General features: G+C 62.2%; 13 protein-coding genes. 5 read left to right on the top strand and 8 right to left on the bottom strand.

The window, feature by feature from the left end; genetic code table 11:
• Positions 1 to 10: 10 nt before the first annotated feature.
• From ACWHRL_RS03405 to ACWHRL_RS03415, 3 genes are read right to left on the bottom strand one after another with little or no spacing between them, the layout of a single operon-like run.
• Positions 11 to 1,432 carry an ATP-binding protein gene (locus ACWHRL_RS03405; RefSeq protein WP_447895228.1) on the bottom strand — a complete coding sequence of 474 codons (1,422 nt, stop codon included), beginning with the start codon at positions 1,430 to 1,432 and terminating at the stop codon, positions 11 to 13.
• Positions 1,429 to 4,530 (bottom strand): efflux RND transporter permease subunit, encoded by a 3,102-nt coding sequence (locus tag ACWHRL_RS03410; protein ID WP_447527876.1) that lies wholly within the window; start codon positions 4,528 to 4,530, stop codon positions 1,429 to 1,431. Before ACWHRL_RS03410 ends, ACWHRL_RS03405 begins: the two co-directional genes overlap by 4 nt.
• Positions 4,527 to 5,732, bottom strand: a complete 1,206-nt coding sequence (locus ACWHRL_RS03415) for an efflux RND transporter periplasmic adaptor subunit (protein ID WP_447895229.1) — start codon at positions 5,730 to 5,732, stop codon at positions 4,527 to 4,529. Before ACWHRL_RS03415 ends, ACWHRL_RS03410 begins: the two co-directional genes overlap by 4 nt.
• A 203-nt stretch (positions 5,733 to 5,935) precedes the next feature.
• On the opposite strand from ACWHRL_RS03415, the gene ACWHRL_RS03420 reads away from it, so the two are divergent.
• On the top strand, positions 5,936 to 6,541 hold the full coding sequence (locus ACWHRL_RS03420) for a TetR family transcriptional regulator C-terminal domain-containing protein (protein WP_447895230.1): 606 nt from the start codon (positions 5,936 to 5,938) through the stop codon (positions 6,539 to 6,541).
• A 40-nt stretch (positions 6,542 to 6,581) separates the two neighbouring features.
• On the opposite strand, the gene fabF is transcribed toward ACWHRL_RS03420, so the two are convergent.
• Complete coding sequence (gene fabF / locus ACWHRL_RS03425) at positions 6,582 to 7,847, bottom strand: beta-ketoacyl-ACP synthase II (protein WP_447895231.1); 1,266 nt, start codon at positions 7,845 to 7,847, stop codon at positions 6,582 to 6,584.
• 88 nt (positions 7,848 to 7,935) lie between these two features.
• Here fabF and ACWHRL_RS03430 point away from each other — a divergent pair, with 88 nt between their 5' ends.
• On the top strand, positions 7,936 to 8,574 hold the full coding sequence (locus tag ACWHRL_RS03430; protein ID WP_447527880.1) for a TetR/AcrR family transcriptional regulator: 639 nt from the start codon (positions 7,936 to 7,938) through the stop codon (positions 8,572 to 8,574).
• Between the two features lie 481 nt (positions 8,575 to 9,055).
• Here the strand turns inward: ACWHRL_RS03430 and ACWHRL_RS03435 are convergent, their stop codons facing one another.
• Entirely contained in the window at positions 9,056 to 9,910 is an 855-nt protein-coding gene (locus tag ACWHRL_RS03435) for an SDR family oxidoreductase (protein WP_447895232.1), read from the bottom strand.
• A 569-nt stretch (positions 9,911 to 10,479) separates the two neighbouring features.
• Here ACWHRL_RS03435 and ACWHRL_RS03440 point away from each other — a divergent pair.
• From ACWHRL_RS03440 to ACWHRL_RS03450, 3 genes are read left to right on the top strand one after another with little or no spacing between them, the layout of a single operon-like run.
• Complete coding sequence (locus tag ACWHRL_RS03440; protein WP_447895233.1) at positions 10,480 to 11,190, top strand: hypothetical protein; 711 nt, start codon at positions 10,480 to 10,482, stop codon at positions 11,188 to 11,190.
• Between the two features lie 50 nt (positions 11,191 to 11,240).
• On the top strand, positions 11,241 to 11,678 hold the full coding sequence (locus ACWHRL_RS03445; RefSeq protein WP_447895234.1) for a phage holin family protein: 438 nt from the start codon (positions 11,241 to 11,243) through the stop codon (positions 11,676 to 11,678).
• Positions 11,675 to 12,907, top strand: a complete 1,233-nt coding sequence (locus tag ACWHRL_RS03450) for a DUF3618 domain-containing protein (RefSeq protein ID WP_447895235.1) — start codon at positions 11,675 to 11,677, stop codon at positions 12,905 to 12,907. Before ACWHRL_RS03445 ends, ACWHRL_RS03450 begins: the two co-directional genes overlap by 4 nt.
• Positions 12,908 to 12,971: 64 nt before the next feature.
• Here the strand turns inward: ACWHRL_RS03450 and xseA are convergent, their stop codons facing one another.
• Genes xseA through ACWHRL_RS03465 form a run of 3 tightly spaced genes read right to left on the bottom strand, consistent with a single transcriptional unit; the run spans position 12,972 to position 16,757 of the window.
• A complete protein-coding gene (gene xseA / locus ACWHRL_RS03455) occupies positions 12,972 to 14,315 on the bottom strand; it encodes an exodeoxyribonuclease VII large subunit (protein WP_447895236.1) in 1,344 nt (447 codons plus the stop codon).
• A gap of 36 nt (positions 14,316 to 14,351) precedes the next feature.
• Positions 14,352 to 15,074: a dipeptidase PepE gene (pepE, locus tag ACWHRL_RS03460; RefSeq protein WP_447895237.1), complete on the bottom strand. Its 723-nt coding sequence runs from the start codon at positions 15,072 to 15,074 to the stop codon at positions 14,352 to 14,354.
• Between the two features lie 54 nt (positions 15,075 to 15,128).
• Complete coding sequence (locus tag ACWHRL_RS03465) at positions 15,129 to 16,757, bottom strand: OPT/YSL family transporter (protein ID WP_447895238.1); 1,629 nt, start codon at positions 16,755 to 16,757, stop codon at positions 15,129 to 15,131.
• Between the last annotated feature and the right edge of the window lie 6 nt (positions 16,758 to 16,763).

Here is a 16,763-nt window from a genome sequence, read left to right on the forward strand (position 1 = left end):
GAAAGCTCGTCTAGCGTGAAGACAAAAGTGGAAAGCGCAGTGTCCATTGAAGCCCACCCAAGGGCGCGGCGTCGGCGGTGAGCGTGGCGTTGTGGGCGCCGGCCAACGCCTTGGCAATCGAAAGCCCCAGGCCGCTGCCGCCGCTTGCCCGGCTGCGCGAGCCCTCCACCCGGTAGAGCCGCTCGGTCAGCCGGGCAAGCTCGCTTTCGGGGACGCCCGGGGCGCTATCTTCCCATATCAAAACGGCGTGTTGGCCATCTTTATAAAGGCGCACGTGCAGTTCTCCGGGGGGCGCGGTGTAGGCGCAGCTGTTGTCCAGCAGGTTACTCCAAAGCTGGCGCAGGCGCTGGGTATCGCCCAGTACCGTAAGGTTCGGGTCGATACGGGTGGTCAGCGTCAGGCCGCTGTCGCTTAGCCAGCGGTCGGCGTCCAAAAGGCGCCGTTCCAAACACTCGCTCAAGTCCATGGGGGCGAGCCGGATGTCCAGCGCCCCGGCATCGCTTTGCGAAAGCAAACGCAAATCCGCCACCAGCCGCTCCAACTGGCTGACCTCCTGGGCAAGCGAGCCTAGGTTCTCCTGATTGAGCGCTCGCACGCCGTCCTGCATCGCTTCGATCTCGCCGCGCAGCACGGCAAGCGGCGTACGCAGCTCATGAGCGGTGTCCGAGACCCAGCGCGCCCGGGCGTTGCGGCTAGCTTCCAGGGTTTCGGCCAGCACGTTGAAATCCTGGGCCAGCCGCGAGAGTTCGTCGCGGCCCCGGGCGCGCAGGCGCATCTCGTAGTTGCCTTCGGTAAGACGACGCGTGGCGCCGGCCAGCGCCCGGGTGCGCCCACCCAGCCACCAGGAGAGTCCGCCCGCCAATAAAAGCGAGGCCACGACCAGCGAGATCACGATGATGAACAGGTTACGCTTTTGGCGCTCCAGAAAGCGGCTCTCCATACGCTCCATCATCTGCTGGGGCGAGCGAAAGCCCAGGCTGCCAATCGCCTGGGTGCCGGGCCCCGAGGCGCTTTCGCTGTAAAGCGTGAGCCAGCGCCAGTCGCTTTCGGCGCCGCTGGGGCGGGGGCGAACCACGTCGTCGCCCTGGGCGTCGCGCAGCGCGAAATCCTGCGCCTCGCCCAAAGGCGATGGGCGCTCGTTGTTCTCCTGGCCAAGCTCGAAGCGCACGACCCGGGGCCAGCGCTGCGGGTCGCGTTCGAGCCACGCCCAGCTGCCCTGGGCGTTCCAGCGGCTGACCAGGCCGTCGGCCAGTAGCGCCGCGCGGCGCTGCTGGGCCTGGTTCAGGTACTCGATAAAGCCCCGGTCGATACTGTAAGAGACGGCCAGAAAAATACTCGCGGCAATCGCCACGTTCACACTCAGGATGACCGCGAAAAGGCGCAGCCCAAGCGTGGAAGGCCGCCAGCGAGAAAGCGCACCGAGCCGGCTCATGAGGAGGCTCCTTCAGGTTGGGGGGCGACCGGGGCGCTTAGCCGCTCGCGCAGGTTCTCGAGGCCAAGGTACAGGCAGGGCACCAGAATCAGCAGGATGACGGTGGCGAAGATCATGCCAAAGCCCAGCGAGATTGCCATGGGAATCATGAAGCGCGCCTGACGCGAGGTTTCCAGAATCATCGGCGCCAGCCCCAAAAAGGTGGTCAGCGTGGTCATCATGATCGGGCGCAGGCGGCGGGTAGCGGCGGCCACGATCGCTTCCCGAGCGGCCATGCCTTCCCGGCGCTTGCGGTTGGCGTAGTCGATCAGCACCAGGGCGTCGTTGATGACCACCCCGGAGAGCGCCAGCATCCCCAGAAGGCTGATGATCGAAAGGCCAAAGCCCATCACCATGTGGCCGGCCACCGCCCCCACCAAACCAAACGGGATGGCGGCCAGTACTAAAAGCGGCTGCAGGTAGCTTCTAAACGGGATCGCCAGCAAGGCGTAAAGGGCGGCCAGCATCATCCACATCGCGGTGCGCAGCGTGGCGAGGTTGTCGGCGGTATCCTGCTGGCGCCCGCCCAGGGCCACTTCCAGCCCTGGCCAGGTGTTGGTCAACGTGGGGAAAACCTCCTCCTCGAGGGTGGCCAGCACCTGGTTGATCACCTGGCCGTCGTCGGAGTCGGCGGTGACGGTAATGATGCGCCGCCCGTCGATACGTTGAAGGCTGCTGGAGGCCTGACTCAAGGTGATATCCGCCGCCCGCGAAAGCGGGATACTCATGCCTTCGGAGGTGCGCACGGGCAGCCGGTAGAGCTCGTTCAAGCTCGCCCGGTCCTGCTCGGGCAGGCGCACCTCGACACTGACTTCCTGACGGCCGATGAACTGTTCGACGGCGGTGGCGCCTTGAAGCGGGCCGCGCAGGGCCTGGGCCAGGTCGCTACCGGTGAGCCCCAGCGCCCGGCCTTCGGCGGAAAGGCGCATTTCGAGCTGGGGTTTGCCGTCGCCCAGGCCGCTGTCGATGTCGGTGAGCCCGTATTCGCCGAGCTGCTCGGCCAGGCGCGTGGCGGCGGCTTCCAATACCTGGGTGTTGGGGTGGGAAAGGCGCAGGCTAAGTGCGGCGCCGCTGCCCGGGCCGCCTACGTCCGAGGCGAAGCGAACCGACTGCGCGCCGACCAAATCGCCGGTTAGCTCCCGCCAGTCGGTGGCGATGCGCGACGGCGGCCAGGCGTCCAGGCTTTCCCGGGCGATATCCAGGGTGACCTCCAGGGACTCGCCATCGAGGCGGCTACGGGTGCTCTCGAAAGCCAGCGTCGGCTCGCGCTCGCTCAGGGTTTCGGCGGCGTCGATCAGCTGTTGGCCAAGTTCGCGGCTTACGCTGATATTGCTGCCAATCGGCAGCGTCACGGTGGCCCGCACCTGGTCGGACTCTACCCGCGGCATCAGCGAAAACCCCAGACGCCCGCTCATGGCCCAGGCCAGCACCACCAGCAACAGCGCCACCCCCAGCGCCACGCTTAGCAGGCGCTGGTTGAGGGCGCGCTGCAAAAACGGCTCGAAACCCTGGTAGGTAAAGCGATGCAGCCCGCCCTGCAGACGATGGCGAAGGCCTTCCAGCGGGCGCTGCCAGGCTGGGGTTTGGCGGGGTTTATGGCTATGGGCCAAGTGCGCCGGCAAAATGAACAGCGCCTCGACCCAGGAGATCAAAAAGACCGTGACCACCACGACCGGCACGGTGGCGAAGATCATGCCCAAAAAGCCGGGTAGAAACAGCAGCGGCATGAACGCCACGATGTTGGAAAGAATCGCGAAGGTGAGCGGTACGGCGATTTCACCGGCGCCCTTGACCGCCGCGTCGCGCAGCGAATAGCCCTCTTCGCGGTAGCTGTAGATGTTCTCGCCCACCATGATGGCGTCATCGACCACGATGCCCAGCGCAATGATGAACGCAAACATCGACATCATGTTCAGCGACACGCCCACCCAGGGCAGAAACAGCATGGCGCCCAAAAAGGCCGTGGGAATGCCAAGCGTTACCCAAAAGGCGAGCCGCGCTTCCAAAAACAGCGCCATCAGCACCATCACCAGCGCCAGACCCATCCAGGCGTTTTTGAGCAAAAGCCCCAGGCGGTCTTCGTACACCTCGGAGCTGTCCCGGGCGACATCCAGGTGAATATCAGCGGGCAGGTTGGCGCGCAGCTGCTCGAGCTCGCTATTCACCGCGTTGGAGATACTGGTGGGCGTTTGATCGCCGACCTGGTAGACATCCACCGAGAGCCCGCGCTGGCCGTTATAGAACTCCTCACGGTCGGCCTCGGCGAAGCCTTCGCGAACCTCGGCGATTTGGCCCAGCAGCACCGGCGCGCCCTGGGCGGTGGTCAGAACCGGCAGGTTCGCGAACTCGGCGGCGCTGTTGCGCCGGCCCTGGTAGCGAATCAGCCACTCGCCCTCGGCGGTGGTGAGCTGGCCGCTGGCCAAATCCAGCGCCTCCTCATTGATGCGCGCGGCGAGCTGCTGGTGGTCGAGACCAAACCGCTCGATCGCCTCTTCATCCAGCAGTACCTGAATTTCGCGCTCCCGGTTACCGGAAAGCTCCGCCCGGGAGATACCGCTCGAGGCTTGAAGCTCGGCGCGTACGTTCTCGGCGGCGTCGTGCAGGGCGGCCAGGCTGGCCGAGCCGTAGACCTGCAAACTCACCACGCTGCGCGAGTAGCCGGCCAGGGTGAAACGGGGCGGGTCCGCGGCGCCCGGGAAGGTGGTGATCGCGTTGACGCCCTGCTGGATTTCCTGGTAAACGCGCATGGTGTCCACGCCGTCGATCAACGTGGCGCGCACCACGCCGCTACCTTCGCTGGCGGTGGCGGTCAGCTCGTCGATGCCCTCCACGTTGGACACCGCCGCCTCCACGGGCAACAGCAAGCTCTGCTCGATATCCTCGGGCGTCGCCCCTGGGTAGCTGATGGTGACCTGCACGGTTTCGCTCTCGAAGTCGGGGAACACCTCTTTTTTGATCGCAAGCGAGGCCATCAACCCCCCGACGATGAACAGCACCATCATCAGGTTGGGGGCGACGCCGTGATCGACCATCCACGCGAGCGGGCCTTTGCGCATCATGAGCCTTCCTCTGACTGCTGGGCGGGGGTGTTCGCCGGCGCGCGCGGGCGAACCTGCTGGCCGACCCGGGGCTGTGCCAGCCCGCCGGTCACCACGCGCTGACCGGGGGAGAGCCCGGCGCTGATCAGCGCTTGCTCTTCGCCGCGGTAGGCGAGTGTCACCGTGGTGTTTTGCAGGCGGTCGTCGTCATCGAGCCACCACACCACATCCCCCGGGCGAAGCGCCGCCGAGGGCAGGGCAATCAGGGGCTGGCGGGCGGTGGTGTGATAGCGCAGGCGCATGACGTCGTTCAGGCGCAGGGCGGGGCCTGAGGTGTCCAGGGCCAAGGGGTCATCGATCGAGACCAAAAGCTGCGCCTGTAGGCCGTTCTCTTCCAAACCCGGCAGAATCGAGGTGAGCCGGCCTTCGCGGCTTTCCCCTGGCGGCCAGCTCTGGCTGGTCAGGGTGACCCGGTCGCCGGGGGAAAGCCAGGTCAGGGTCTTGCCAGGGAGCGAGGCGCGCACCCAAAACTCCTCCACGCCCACCAGGCTCAGCACTTCGGTGCCCTGGCTTAAGAGCGTACCGGCGCCTACCGTGCGCTCGGTCACCATGGCGCGCCAGGGGGCGCTTAGCGTGGCGCGCTCCAGGTTCAGCGCCGCCTGGTTACGCACCACCCGGGCCTGGCTGAGCGCCGCTTCGGCCTGGCGCAGTTGGGGCTCGCGCAGTACCAGCGCGCGGCGCTCGGCGCTTAGTTCGCGCCCGAAACGGGCGTAATCGGCGCGGGCGCGCTCCTGCTCGGCCTCCTCTAGCGCCAGGCCGGCCTGGGCGGTGGCGACCTGAGCGTCGGCGTCTTCAAGGGTTAGCTCCAAATCCGCGCGGTCGATATACACAAGCGGAGCCCCCGCTTCCACCACCTGGCCTGGCACCACGCCGGGGGCGAAACGATCGAGCTGGCCGGCTACGCGGCTGGCAAGCTGGGTCGATTTTTCCGCCTCTACCCGGCCGAACCCGGTGAGCTCCGGGGCCTGGGTTTGCTCGTCGACGGTGATGGTATCGACCACGGGCACGGGCGCCGGGGGTGGCGCGCGTCGCTCGATACGCGGGGGTTGGGTCATAATCCACCAAGCCAGGGCCAAGCCACCGACCAACACGAACAGAGCCAAAACAGCGCCAAGGCGCACCCGGCCAGACTGGCTGGCAGCCGTCGAATCAAAAAGAGTCATTGCCGCGCGTCATCCGTAATAAAGACTAAAATGCTTGAAGAGAAGCTTGATATGCTAGCATCTACGCTAGTTAAGCAGGGACTGGGCAAGTAATATGCAAAGAACGTGCAAGCTGGCGCCCAGCCCCACGGCATGCCATTTTTAATAAATATACCGGCTTCAAGATCGGTAGCGGTATCCGAACGACAGGCTCAAACAACGCTATGAAAAACACCGCAACCCGCGACAAACTGATTAATACCGGCGCCGAGCTGATCTCTCAGCACGGCTACACGGCCACCGGGATTAACGCCGTTCTGAGCACCTGCGGGGTGCCCAAGGGGTCGTTTTATCACTACTTCTCGAGCAAGGAAGATTTCGGCCTGGCAGTGATCGAGCGCTTTGGCGAAGAGTACGACGAAGACCTTGCTGCCCTGTTGGAAAACGACTCCCTCGACCCTTGTGAGCGGCTGCGCCTCTATTTTGCCCAAGGGCGCGCCTACATGAGCGACTGCAACCATAAAACCGGCTGTTTGATCGGTAACCTGGGCCAGGAGCTCTCCGGCCAAAGCGACACCTTCCGCGACGCGCTCAATAACGTGTTCAAGCGCTGGGAGCAGCGTTTTGCGGTGTGTATCGAGGCCGCCCAGGCCAAAGGTCAAATCGCGTCTCAGGCGCCCGCCGAGGCCCTGGCCAGTTTCATTCTCTCTGGCTGGGAAGGCGCCATTCTGCGCTCCAAAACGCTCAAGTCGACGGCGCCGATGGAGCAGTTCGAAGCTATTTTGTTCGAGGGCGTGCTGGTCGATGCGCCGGTTGCGCAACCGGCCTGATAGCGCTTTTTACGCTGCTTCTCAGGCCTCGATTAGAGGGTTAGTGGACCGGGCTGATGATCAACGCAGCGTTCACACCCCCGAAACCGAATCCGTTGCACAAGACATGCCGGGTAGCGTGGCCCCGGGCAGCGGTGACGAAGGTTAAATCCTGCATGTCGTCATCGCACTGCTCCATGTTGAGCGTAGGCGGGAGCGTTTGATGAATGGCCGTCAGGGCCGAAAAGATACTTTCGATGCCCCCGGCGGCGCCCAGCAGATGCCCCGTCGATGCCTTGGTGGCTGAAATGGGAATAAAGGGCAGCCGCTCGCCGAAGGCCGCCCGAAGTGATGCAATTTCCGCACGATCGCCGACCGGCGTCGAGGTAGCGTGAGCGTTGACGTGATCGATGTCGGCCCCGCTCAAGCCCGCCATGTCGAGCGCGCTATTAATCGCCAGGGCGGCGCCGGCACCATCTTCCGGGCCCGCCGTCATATGATGCGCATCGGCGCTGGTACCATAGCCGCTCACGACGGCAAGCGGCGTGGCGCCCCGAGCAAGAGCGTGCTCAAGCGTTTCGATCACTAAAAGCCCGGCCCCTTCCCCCATGACGAAGCCCGAACGCGCCCGGTCGAATGGCCGCGAGGCGCGCTGCGGCGCCGTGGACTCGGTGGAGAGCGCTTTCAACGCGTTAAAGCTTGCCAGGGACAAGGGGTCGATACACGCCTCGGCGCCGCCCACCAACGCGACATCCGCCTCGCCGCTGCGAATCAAGCGCATGCCATCGCCAATGGCCTGCAGGCCGGCCGCGCAGGCAGTGACCGGGCACCCCAGCGGCCCTTGAAAACCGTAGCGAATGGAAAGATTGCCGGCGGCCAGGTTGGCCAAAAAGGCCGGCACGGTAAAGGGGGAAAGCTTGCGATGACCCCGCGTGCTCAGCGTTTGCTGCGCTTGGGTGATCGTCGGGAAGCCGCCAATCCCCGAGCCCACGATGGTGGCGGTACGGCGTTTATGAAACGCCTCGGTCGGGTGCCAACTCGCCTGGTCCAGCGCTTCCTGGGCGGCGGCCAACGCATAGAGGCTGAACAGATCGAGCTTGCGCCGCTCCTTGGGGTTGGCAATCGCGTCCAGGTCCAGGCCGTGCGCCGGGTCCTGGTCCAGCGTCTTGACGGTGCCCGATATCTTGACCGGGAGCTCGCCGGTATCAAAGCGTTCGATGGCGCCAATACCGGACTGGCCATCCAGCAAGCGTTGCCAGCTCGTATTGACGCTACTGCCCAGAGGGCTGACCATACCCATGCCGGTAATAACAATTGGTGATTGCATAGCGGTTCCTGAGTGATTGATGCCGCCACCCTAGCAATCCGCATTATATGATCAAGATAATATTAAGCGTGCCCAGTCCGAGGTCACTATGCCTTACCCCAAGAGTCGTAAGTCGAAAACGAAAGAGCGCATTTTAGCCTCGGCCACCGAGCTTTTTAGCCGCAACGGGTTTCACAAGGTATCGATTGGCCAGATCATGAAGCTCGCCAAAATGACGCATGGCGCTTTTTATGCCCATTTTGCCTCGAAAGAAGCCTTGTACCACGAGTCCGTTCGCTTGACCTTGAACGAGAGCCGCGCTGCCCGGTTGGTGAAAGGGCCGCTTTCGCTTCAGCACCTGACCGAGCTGGTCGCTAACTACTGCAATCTTCAAGAGCTCGAAACCCGGCAAAAGCCGGGCCCGGAAGCGGTGCTGTTCAATGAAATCGGCAGCGAACAAGCTGAAATTCGCACCCTGTTCGAAGCCTCGTATCTGAGTATGAAAAAGATGCTGGAGATGCGCCTGCGCGCATTGGGTCGGCTCAATAAACTGCCGCTGGCGGATGACCGTCAGGCGATTGCGGATAAATCCCGCGTCATTCTGGCCGCTTTGGTGGGCGCGGTCGCCATTGCCAAAAGCCTGCCCGGCGAAGCGGAGCGCAAGCAGGTGCTGATCGCCACCCAGCGCTATATTTTGCAAATGCTGGGCGTCAGCGACGATGAAGCGGATACCATGATTCAAACCTGACGCGAGCATTTAAAAGGCCGGCTTTAAAGCCGGCCTTTTGGCGTAATGCCGATCAGTTAAGCTTGGCTAGCACCTGTGGGATGGAGCTTTAGCTCGCGACGGGTGGCCTGGCCAGGGCGCCTGACGGCGCTATTCGCCGAATGGTCGGACCACCGCTGAAGCGGGCTCCCCAACAACGAAATCTTGCATCCATCCCTTGTAGGAGCAGGCTTCAGCCAGCGATGCAGCGCAACGCGCTGCTGGGGTTGGTGATGATGGCAACCAAAAGTGCCGTCGCCACCGAAGGGCGGCTATCGCCGCCATCGCCCAATGGAATTGGGCTCCTACAATGGAGTCGTGCCCCATCCCTCGTAAGAGCAGGCTTTAGCCAGCGACGCAGCGCAACGCGCTGCTACAATAGATTTACCGCTCGTTGTGGGTAGGCAAAAGCCTTAACTGATCGGTATTAGGCCTTTTGGCGTACCGGGTTTCGAAAGCCCTCTTATGTATTCAGCACGACCCCGCCGTTCAAGTGCAGCGTTTGCCCGCTCATGTAGGAAGAGTCCTGGCATGCCAGATAGACGTAGGCGGGCCCCATTTCGCTGGGCTGACCCGCGCGTTTCATGGGTACCTGGGCGCCGAAACCGGCGACTTTGTCGTCATCCATGCTGGCGGGAATCAACGGGGTCCACACAGGCCCCGGGGCCACGGCGTTGACACGAATACCGCGATCCATCAGCGACATGGCAAGCGAGCGTACCAGCCCCTGAATCGCGCCCTTGGTCGCGGTGTAGTCGATCAGTGTGTCGTTGCCCTTGAAGGCGTTGATCGACGAGGTGGCGATAATGGTGTCGCCTTCGTTTAGGTGGGCCAAGGCCGCCTTGACCATGTAGAAGTGGCTGAAGATATTGGTCTGGAAGGTACGCTGCAACTGGTCATCGGGAATGTCGGTGATGTCGTCCCAGTCGTACTGTTCGGCGGCGTTGTTGATCAGGATGTTGATCTGGCCGTATTCATCGAGGGTGCTTTGTACGATCTCGCGACAAAAGCCGGGTTCACCGACATCACCCTTGAGTACCAGACACCGCCTGCCTTCCGCTTCTACCAGCCGCTTGGTCTCTTTGGCGTCTTCGTCTTCTTTGAGGTGAACGATCACGCTGTCGGCGCCTTCCCGAGCATAATGCACGGCCACGGCGCGGCCGATGCCGCTGTCGCCGCCGGTAATGATCGCTACTTTATCGAGCAGCTTATTGGAGCCCCGGTAGCTCTCCCGAATGTACTCGGGCTCCGGGCGCATGGCGTGCTCGTCGCCTGGCTGCTTGTTCTGATGTTGCGGGGGTTGCAGTTGATCGCTCATGGTGTCTCACTCCTTGGTTAACGGCGTAGGGCGGGCGCTTGGCTCAAAGGCCGACCGGCGGCCGCTTCCTCGGCCGCGGCATATGTTCATACTAGATGCCGATGTTCATTCTGGGCGCCTATGTTCACCCTAGTTGAAAGTCGTAAAAGGGCCAAACCTACGACGTATCACTCACACTTTTAATTAATAACCTTTGTTAAATTAATCATTCCGGTTTAATGGCCCTTTAAATAAACTGTTTATTTTTCAATGAGGTTCTTTTTTAAATAAGTTAGTTATATTTAACCATCTTTTGCGAGTTTCGTTTTTTTGAGGTTTTGTGTTGTACAAGTATTTGAAATTGAATTGAAAATTTATATTTTTATTTGATTGTTTTGGTTTTTATAGCGCTTTTTGAGCGTCGTATTTATAAATTGACAGTTTTCGTTGTCTCGCTATATTTCAATAGTGGCGTACTATTAATTCCCACTAATAATTAGTCTTTGTTTTAAAAAGGAAGGCGCTTTAATTAGCGCTTGAAGTTCATTTTGTTTAGTACCACCAGCTGCAACGCATGGAGGATGCAATCAATGAGCGATCAAGGAAAGTACTCCCACTCCGGCCCGAGTGGCGGCAGCGCCCACCAAACGTCTGGCGCGCATGACCACCTGGATACGGAACGTCTCAAAGAGCAGGGCCGGGAAGCGGCTCATGATATCGGCGGCGCCGCCCAGCACCAGGCCGAACACTTCTATGACAGTCAGCGCCAAACGTTTGCCGAATACGCCAGCAAGTTTACCGGCGTTATGAAAAAAACGGCGGACGAGTTCGATAGCCAGCAGCAGCCGTTCTTTTCCCAGCAGGCGCGTAAAGTGGCCGACCTGGCCGACGGCTTCTCCCACCAGCTGCGCGATAAGGACCTGCGGCGTATTTGCCACGATGCCCAGGACTATAGCCGCCGCGAACCGGCGGTTTTCATCGGCGGGGCCATCGCGGTGGGCTTTTTGGTCGCGCGCTTTTTGAGAAGCTCGAGCGACCATCAGCAAGGTGCCTATAGCGAGCGGCGTACGGACATGAATGCCTCGGGGTCGCGCTACGCCTCGCAACACCCGGCGTCTGGCCATTCTTCGTCGTTCGAAAGCGACAGTATGCGACCGGGTAATGGCGGCGCGCCTCACCAGCGCGAGCCCTCAGAACCCAGCGCTTACGGCTACGGCGAGCCTTCCCGGCCGATTACCACGCCAAGGCCCGGCGATGACCCTTTAGCCGGTGATAACGGCCCAAACCGTTCATCCCGCTAAGAATTACGGGGTTTAACGTTCATCGACTTGCCAGTACGCACGAGGCTTATATGGAAACGCAGCATAATAGTACGACGCAGGGAGCGTCCGTTGGCTCGCTCTTAACGACGTTGACCCGCGAAGTCACCGATTTGGTTCGCAACGAAGCCGAGCTTGCCAAGGCCGAGGTATCCGAAAAAACCCACCAGGCCATGACCGGCCTGGCCGCCATCGCCATTGCCGGCGCGGTCATTTTTGCCGGCTTTCTGGTGCTGTTGGCAGCGGCGGTCTTCTTACTCAATGAAATCCTTCCCCCGGACATGACGCCCTGGCTTTCCGCCGCCATCGTGGGCGTTGTCGTGGCCGTGGTGGGCATGATCATGCTCAGCGTAGGGCTCAACAAGATCAAGGCGCGCAGCCTGATGCCCCAGCGCACCATGCAAAGCCTGCAACGTGACAAGACGCTTGCGAAGGAGCATCAGCACAACGTCAAGGAGGAGTTGAAATGAGCGAGCATCCGGACCAACGAAGCCCCGAGGAGATCGAAAAGGATATTCACCGCTCCCGGGAGCGCCTCGACTCCACGCTTAGCGAAATCGAAGAGCGTTTTTCGCCCCAGCGCCTGCTCAACGCCTCCTACGACTACCTGCGCCAGGGCGGTGCGAACGAGTTTTTCACCAACCTGAGCACGACCATCAAGGAAAACCCGGTACCGTTTCTGGTCACCGGGGCCGGGCTTGGTTGGCTAGTAACCGCCCAGCTCAGCGCCAATACGCAGCGCCAAAGCGGGGCAGCGCACTTCGCCAACTCCGAAGCCTACCCGCATAGCGGCCCGACCGGGCGCTTCGATAACACCGGTTACCGCGAAGGCCAGGCGACGGGCTTTTCGGCCGGCCAAGGGCCAGGCCGTGACCCCCGCGAGCAGGAACGCGACGCTTTTGGTGGTGGCCATGCGGCCGGGTTGGAGGCGGGCTCACCGCCCCGGCCTTTTGGACGCCCAGCGCCCAGCGCGTTCTCCCACCCGCCGGCGTTTGACGAGACGTATGGCGATGACCCCGCCGCTTCCCGCCATAACGAAGGGCCGAGCATGAAAGAACGCATGACCGAAAGAGCGCGTCATTTCGGCCACGGCGCCAGCGACGCAGCGCACCACTTGAGCGACCGGGCACACGATATGGGAGGCAGCATGCGCAATACCACTTCGCGTTTTTACGAATCATCCCAACACGGCGTTCAGGACGGCACGCAGTGGGCGCAGGACGCTGGTCGCCAAACATCTGATTTTATTCAGCAGCACCCGCTGGTAGCCGGTGCGTTAGGGTTTGCTATTGGCGCGGCGCTGGGCGGTATTCTACCCTCTACACGTAAAGAGGATGAGTACATGGGCGAGTATCGTGACCGTTTCATGAGCGAGGCGGCGGATAGGGGCCACGAGCAAGCGGACAAGATGCAGCACACGCTTCACGAGAGGACCGAGAAGATGAACAACGATACCGATAAGGACCATCAGGAACACGACCCCAAGCGCACGCCAAGCGATACCGGGGGCGAATCGATGCGCTACACCGACGAAGCCATGCCGGGGCACAACTCCGCGTCCGGCCCTGCCGGTAAGCCGGGCAAAGAGCGCACGCCCCACGAGAAGGACAGCCGCAAAAAAGAGCACGGCCTGGCCGACTCGGATACGCCTTCCGGCAATACTCAGGGCGACGACACCCTGGAGCCGCCCAAGCGGTAATCTGAAACACCCCACTTGAAGCGATGCTTTAAGTATCGCCATAGCGCCCGGCCCACGCCGGGCGCTATTTTTTATGGCGGCGTTTTACCTCGACGCTCAAACGCCCCTCGCCCAGGCGCAACGAAAGCTTCTGGCCTGGTGCGGTGTCCTGGGCGCTGTGTATCACTTGGCCCTTATCATCCTGAGCAATCGCATAGCCCCGGCCCAGCACGGCCAGTGGGCTTACCGCGTTCAGTTCCCGCGCGGCGCTGGTAAGCCTGGCCCGGCGCGCTTCAAGGGTGCGCTGTATGGCGCCTTTTAGGCGCCGCTCGAGCTGGTGGATGCGTGTTTGCTCTGCCTGGTGAAGCCGCGCCATGTCCTGGCTTGCCAGGCGCTTGCCAAGTTGAGTGACGCGGCCCTGCTGCTGCGTCAGGGTAAGCTGCATGGCCCGTTGAAGGCGCTGGCCTAGCTGATCGACCTGCTGGCGCTTCTGGGCGAGCTGCTCGCCGGGGTGTTTGAGCCGGGCGCGCAGGTTGTCCAGCCGCTGGCTTTCGCGTTGAAGCTTTTGCTGCATGGCCCGGCGCAGGCGCGCCTCGCTCTGGCCAAGTGTTCGGGCAAGCGCCGTGCCATCCGGCACCAGCCGCTCCGCCGCGGCCGAGGGCGTGGGGGCGCGTATGTCGGCGGCGAAGTCGGCAAGGGTCGTGTCCACCTCATGACCTACCGCGGACATCACCGGCAGGCGGGAGTTGAAAATCGCTCGGGCCAGGTGTTCGTTGTTGAACGCCCACAGGTCCTCCAGGCTACCGCCGCCGCGGGTGATCAGTATTGCGTCCTGGTTCGGGTCCAGCCGCGTTTGCCGGTTGAGCAGTGCCAGCGCCGAGACCATCGCCGGCGCGGCCTCCGCCCCCTGAACCGGCACCGGGATCAGCGTCACGTCCGTCAGCGGCCAGCGCGCTTTGAGGACCGCCAATACATCGCGAATTGCCGCCCCGGTGGCGGAGCTTAGAATCAATAGCTTGCGGGGCGGGTAGGGGAGTTCCCGGGCGTTGGCGAACACCCCCTCGCCATCCAGCTGGGCTTTCAGCCGCTCGAAGGCCGCCAGTAACTCGCCAAGGCCTGCCGCCTGCACGGCTTCGGCAATCAGCTGGTAGTCGCCCCGGGGCTCGAACAGCGAAACCTTGCCGCGCAGCTTGACCTGGTCGCCGTCGCGCATGGGCGCTGCCACGAAGCGCGCGCGCTGGCGAAACAGCGCGCAGCGCACTTGGGCCAGGTCGTCCTTCAAGGTGAAATAGATGTGGCCCGAGGCGGGTTTAGAGACGTTGGAGAGCTCGCCCTCGACCCAGACCTCACCCATGTCGCGCTCCAGCGCCTGGCGGGCCTGCTTGTTGAGGGCGCTCACGGAAAGCGCTTTGGAAGAAGGTGAGGTCATGGAAGGCTTCGGGTCGAGAAAGCGCTTAGCCTAGCATTAATTGGTCGTTAGCAAATGGTCCAGCTGGCTATTGGCGGTGAGTTCCTGCTGGCCGTTTGCCGAGAACTTGACGCCATCGAGCTCGCCGAGCAGTTGGAGCGACTCGCCCTCCCGGCGAAGCGCCGTGCCTTCACGCAGGCCAACCACCAACGCCTGGGGGTTGAGCGCCAGGTACTCGCTCAAACGCTCTTCGCGGCTTTCGCCGTTATGCCCGGCGGGTTTACCGGCAAGAAAGTGCGGGTTGAGCTGAAACGGCACCAGGTTCAGCGTCTTGAAGCTGGGCGGCTCGACGATCGGCATGTCGTTGGTGGTACAAATCGTCGGTCCGGCGATATTCGAGCCCGCGCTCCAGCCCATGTAGGGGAGCCCCTGGGCGACACGCTCCTGAATGACCGGGAGTAGATCCGCCTCGTAAAGGCGCTTGACCAGCGCGAACGTGTTGCCGCCGCCCACGGCGATAGCTTCGGCGTTGCGCACCGCTTGCTGAGCATCTGCGGCCTGATGAATGCCCTCGACCTCGAGGCCCAGCGCCTCGAAGGCCGGGCGTACTTGCGCGAGATAGTCGTCGAAGGTTTTGCCCACACCGGCGAAGGGCACGAACAACACCCGCTTGACCGGGGTGGGGTTGTCGCCCAAAAAATCACCGATGAGGGGCTTTGCATGGTCGAGATAGCCGGTGCTACCGGCGCGGGAGCTGCTCAACAAAAGTAAACGTGACATGGTGTGACTCCTAAACAGTGCGGGCGGCGCAATCGCGTCGCCCGTAACGTCAGATTACCGGGAACCCAGTTTAAGGGTCGAGGAGAAGAAACTGTAAAGCGCCGAGCCGGTAATGAACCCCGCCCCCAGAATATAGAGCTTATGGCCGCCATCGGTGCCAAAGCGTTTGACCACCAGCCAGCGGATGACCAGCGCAATATAGATCACGATGCCCGCCACCGGCGATGTGATGAGCAGCCCCGTGGCCAGCAGCACCCCGATTTGGCGGGACATACCGCCCACGGCCTGAATGATGGCACCCACCACGCCCCAAATCAGTAGCTGCTTGGCGACTTCCAGGCTGGCGCCTGCATCGATGGTGGCGACATAAACGCGGGCGACCGGCGGCACCAGGTCGGCGGCGAAATAGGCGTTGAAGACCAGCGCCACGATGACGATGGCCACGCCGAAGCTAAAAAGCTCCGCAAAGTACTGCTGACGGCGGCCGTCCAGCTCGTATTCCGGGTCGGTGCCTTCGCCACGAATCACCCAGCCGGCTTTCAGGTCGTAGGCCATATCCGCAAACGCCGGGCCGGTGGCTACGGTAAAGGCGACCAGTATGCCCAGCGCCTCGCTTGGAAAACCGATCAACATGCCGATGACCAGAAAAATGAGCGCCGTCGCGAAGGAGGGGAACCACCCGGAGTGCATCGCGGCGATGCCAACGATCAGCTCCGAGGCCATGGCGGCAAGGGCTGCAAACACCATCCAGCCGAACAGCATACCCAGCGGCATGTCGGTATAGATGCCCGTACCCAGCGCCAGTGTCAGCGCAATAATCAAGTAAACGCCAAATCCGTTCAGCATGGCGGTGCGCATTTGAAGCGCTGACCGCGTGGGCCGCTGGGTCGACTCGCCCTCGTTCGACTTTTCCCGGCGGTCTCGACGCATCAACAGAAGGATTTGAACCAGCGCCACCAACCCGGCGCCGATCATGATGCCGTGGGGGATATACGCGGTGCTGATATCGAAGCCGAAAAACTGCTCCGAATAGCCGCGCAGGATGAGCCCAAGGCCCAGCGCGCACATGGCGAAGACGTTGGCGATCCAGGCGATACCGAACATTTCCGCGGGAATGCCAAACGCCTTGCCGGTCAAGCCGCCGGCCATGCCCACCATCAGCAGAAGGGCGTTACGCCCCTTGTTGGCTGCCGCTTTCAAGGCTTCTGCCGTCGCAAGCCCCGGCGGCCAGGCCGCCCGCGCGGTGAATATCTTGCTGTCAAAAGAGAAGTAAAGAATCGAGGCATCGGTAATCACGGCCAGCGCTGCGCCAAAGAGCATGGGCACCAGCATTTGCGATTCGCCCATCAAAAACGGGATCGCCAGGGGCAAGAGCAGACCGTTGGCCGCCGAGAAGGTCGCCCCGGAGATCGTGGTTTGCACCAGCGTTTGGCGCTCGAGGGAGCGGTAGCTGCGAAAAAGGCGCAGCGGAATATACGAAAGCAAAATGGCGATCAACGCCCCGATGATCGAGGTGTTGGGCGTAATACCGACCCGGGTGATCAACTCCAGGCCGATGATCGCCCCTAATACGCAGACGATGACGTTGGTGATCATCTGCCAGGGCGAGAAGAATTTTGGATGTTGGCGCGCGAACTGTGGTGGTTCGCTATCGGCCTGCGCCGACGAGGTCGTATCGTTCATGATGGC

Source organism: Vreelandella sp. GE22 (genome assembly GCF_968212445.1).

What these genes read in the sequence shown, in the direction of transcription:
- ACWHRL_RS03405 (WP_447895228.1), bottom strand. Translation starts at nt 1,432, where the DNA reads ATGAGCCGGCTCGGTGCGCTTTCTCGCTGGCGGCCTTCCACGCTTGGG.
- ACWHRL_RS03410 (WP_447527876.1), bottom strand. Translation starts at nt 4,530, where the DNA reads ATGATGCGCAAAGGCCCGCTCGCGTGGATGGTCGATCACGGCGTCGCC.
- ACWHRL_RS03415 (WP_447895229.1), bottom strand. Translation starts at nt 5,732, where the DNA reads ATGACTCTTTTTGATTCGACGGCTGCCAGCCAGTCTGGCCGGGTGCGC.
- ACWHRL_RS03420 (WP_447895230.1), top strand. Translation starts at nt 5,936, where the DNA reads ATGAAAAACACCGCAACCCGCGACAAACTGATTAATACCGGCGCCGAG.
- fabF (WP_447895231.1), bottom strand. Translation starts at nt 7,847, where the DNA reads ATGCAATCACCAATTGTTATTACCGGCATGGGTATGGTCAGCCCTCTG.
- ACWHRL_RS03430 (WP_447527880.1), top strand. Translation starts at nt 7,936, where the DNA reads ATGCCTTACCCCAAGAGTCGTAAGTCGAAAACGAAAGAGCGCATTTTA.
- ACWHRL_RS03435 (WP_447895232.1), bottom strand. Translation starts at nt 9,910, where the DNA reads ATGAGCGATCAACTGCAACCCCCGCAACATCAGAACAAGCAGCCAGGC.
- ACWHRL_RS03440 (WP_447895233.1), top strand. Translation starts at nt 10,480, where the DNA reads ATGAGCGATCAAGGAAAGTACTCCCACTCCGGCCCGAGTGGCGGCAGC.
- ACWHRL_RS03445 (WP_447895234.1), top strand. Translation starts at nt 11,241, where the DNA reads ATGGAAACGCAGCATAATAGTACGACGCAGGGAGCGTCCGTTGGCTCG.
- ACWHRL_RS03450 (WP_447895235.1), top strand. Translation starts at nt 11,675, where the DNA reads ATGAGCGAGCATCCGGACCAACGAAGCCCCGAGGAGATCGAAAAGGAT.
- xseA (WP_447895236.1), bottom strand. Translation starts at nt 14,315, where the DNA reads ATGACCTCACCTTCTTCCAAAGCGCTTTCCGTGAGCGCCCTCAACAAG.
- pepE (WP_447895237.1), bottom strand. Translation starts at nt 15,074, where the DNA reads ATGTCACGTTTACTTTTGTTGAGCAGCTCCCGCGCCGGTAGCACCGGC.
- ACWHRL_RS03465 (WP_447895238.1), bottom strand. Translation starts at nt 16,757, where the DNA reads ATGAACGATACGACCTCGTCGGCGCAGGCCGATAGCGAACCACCACAG.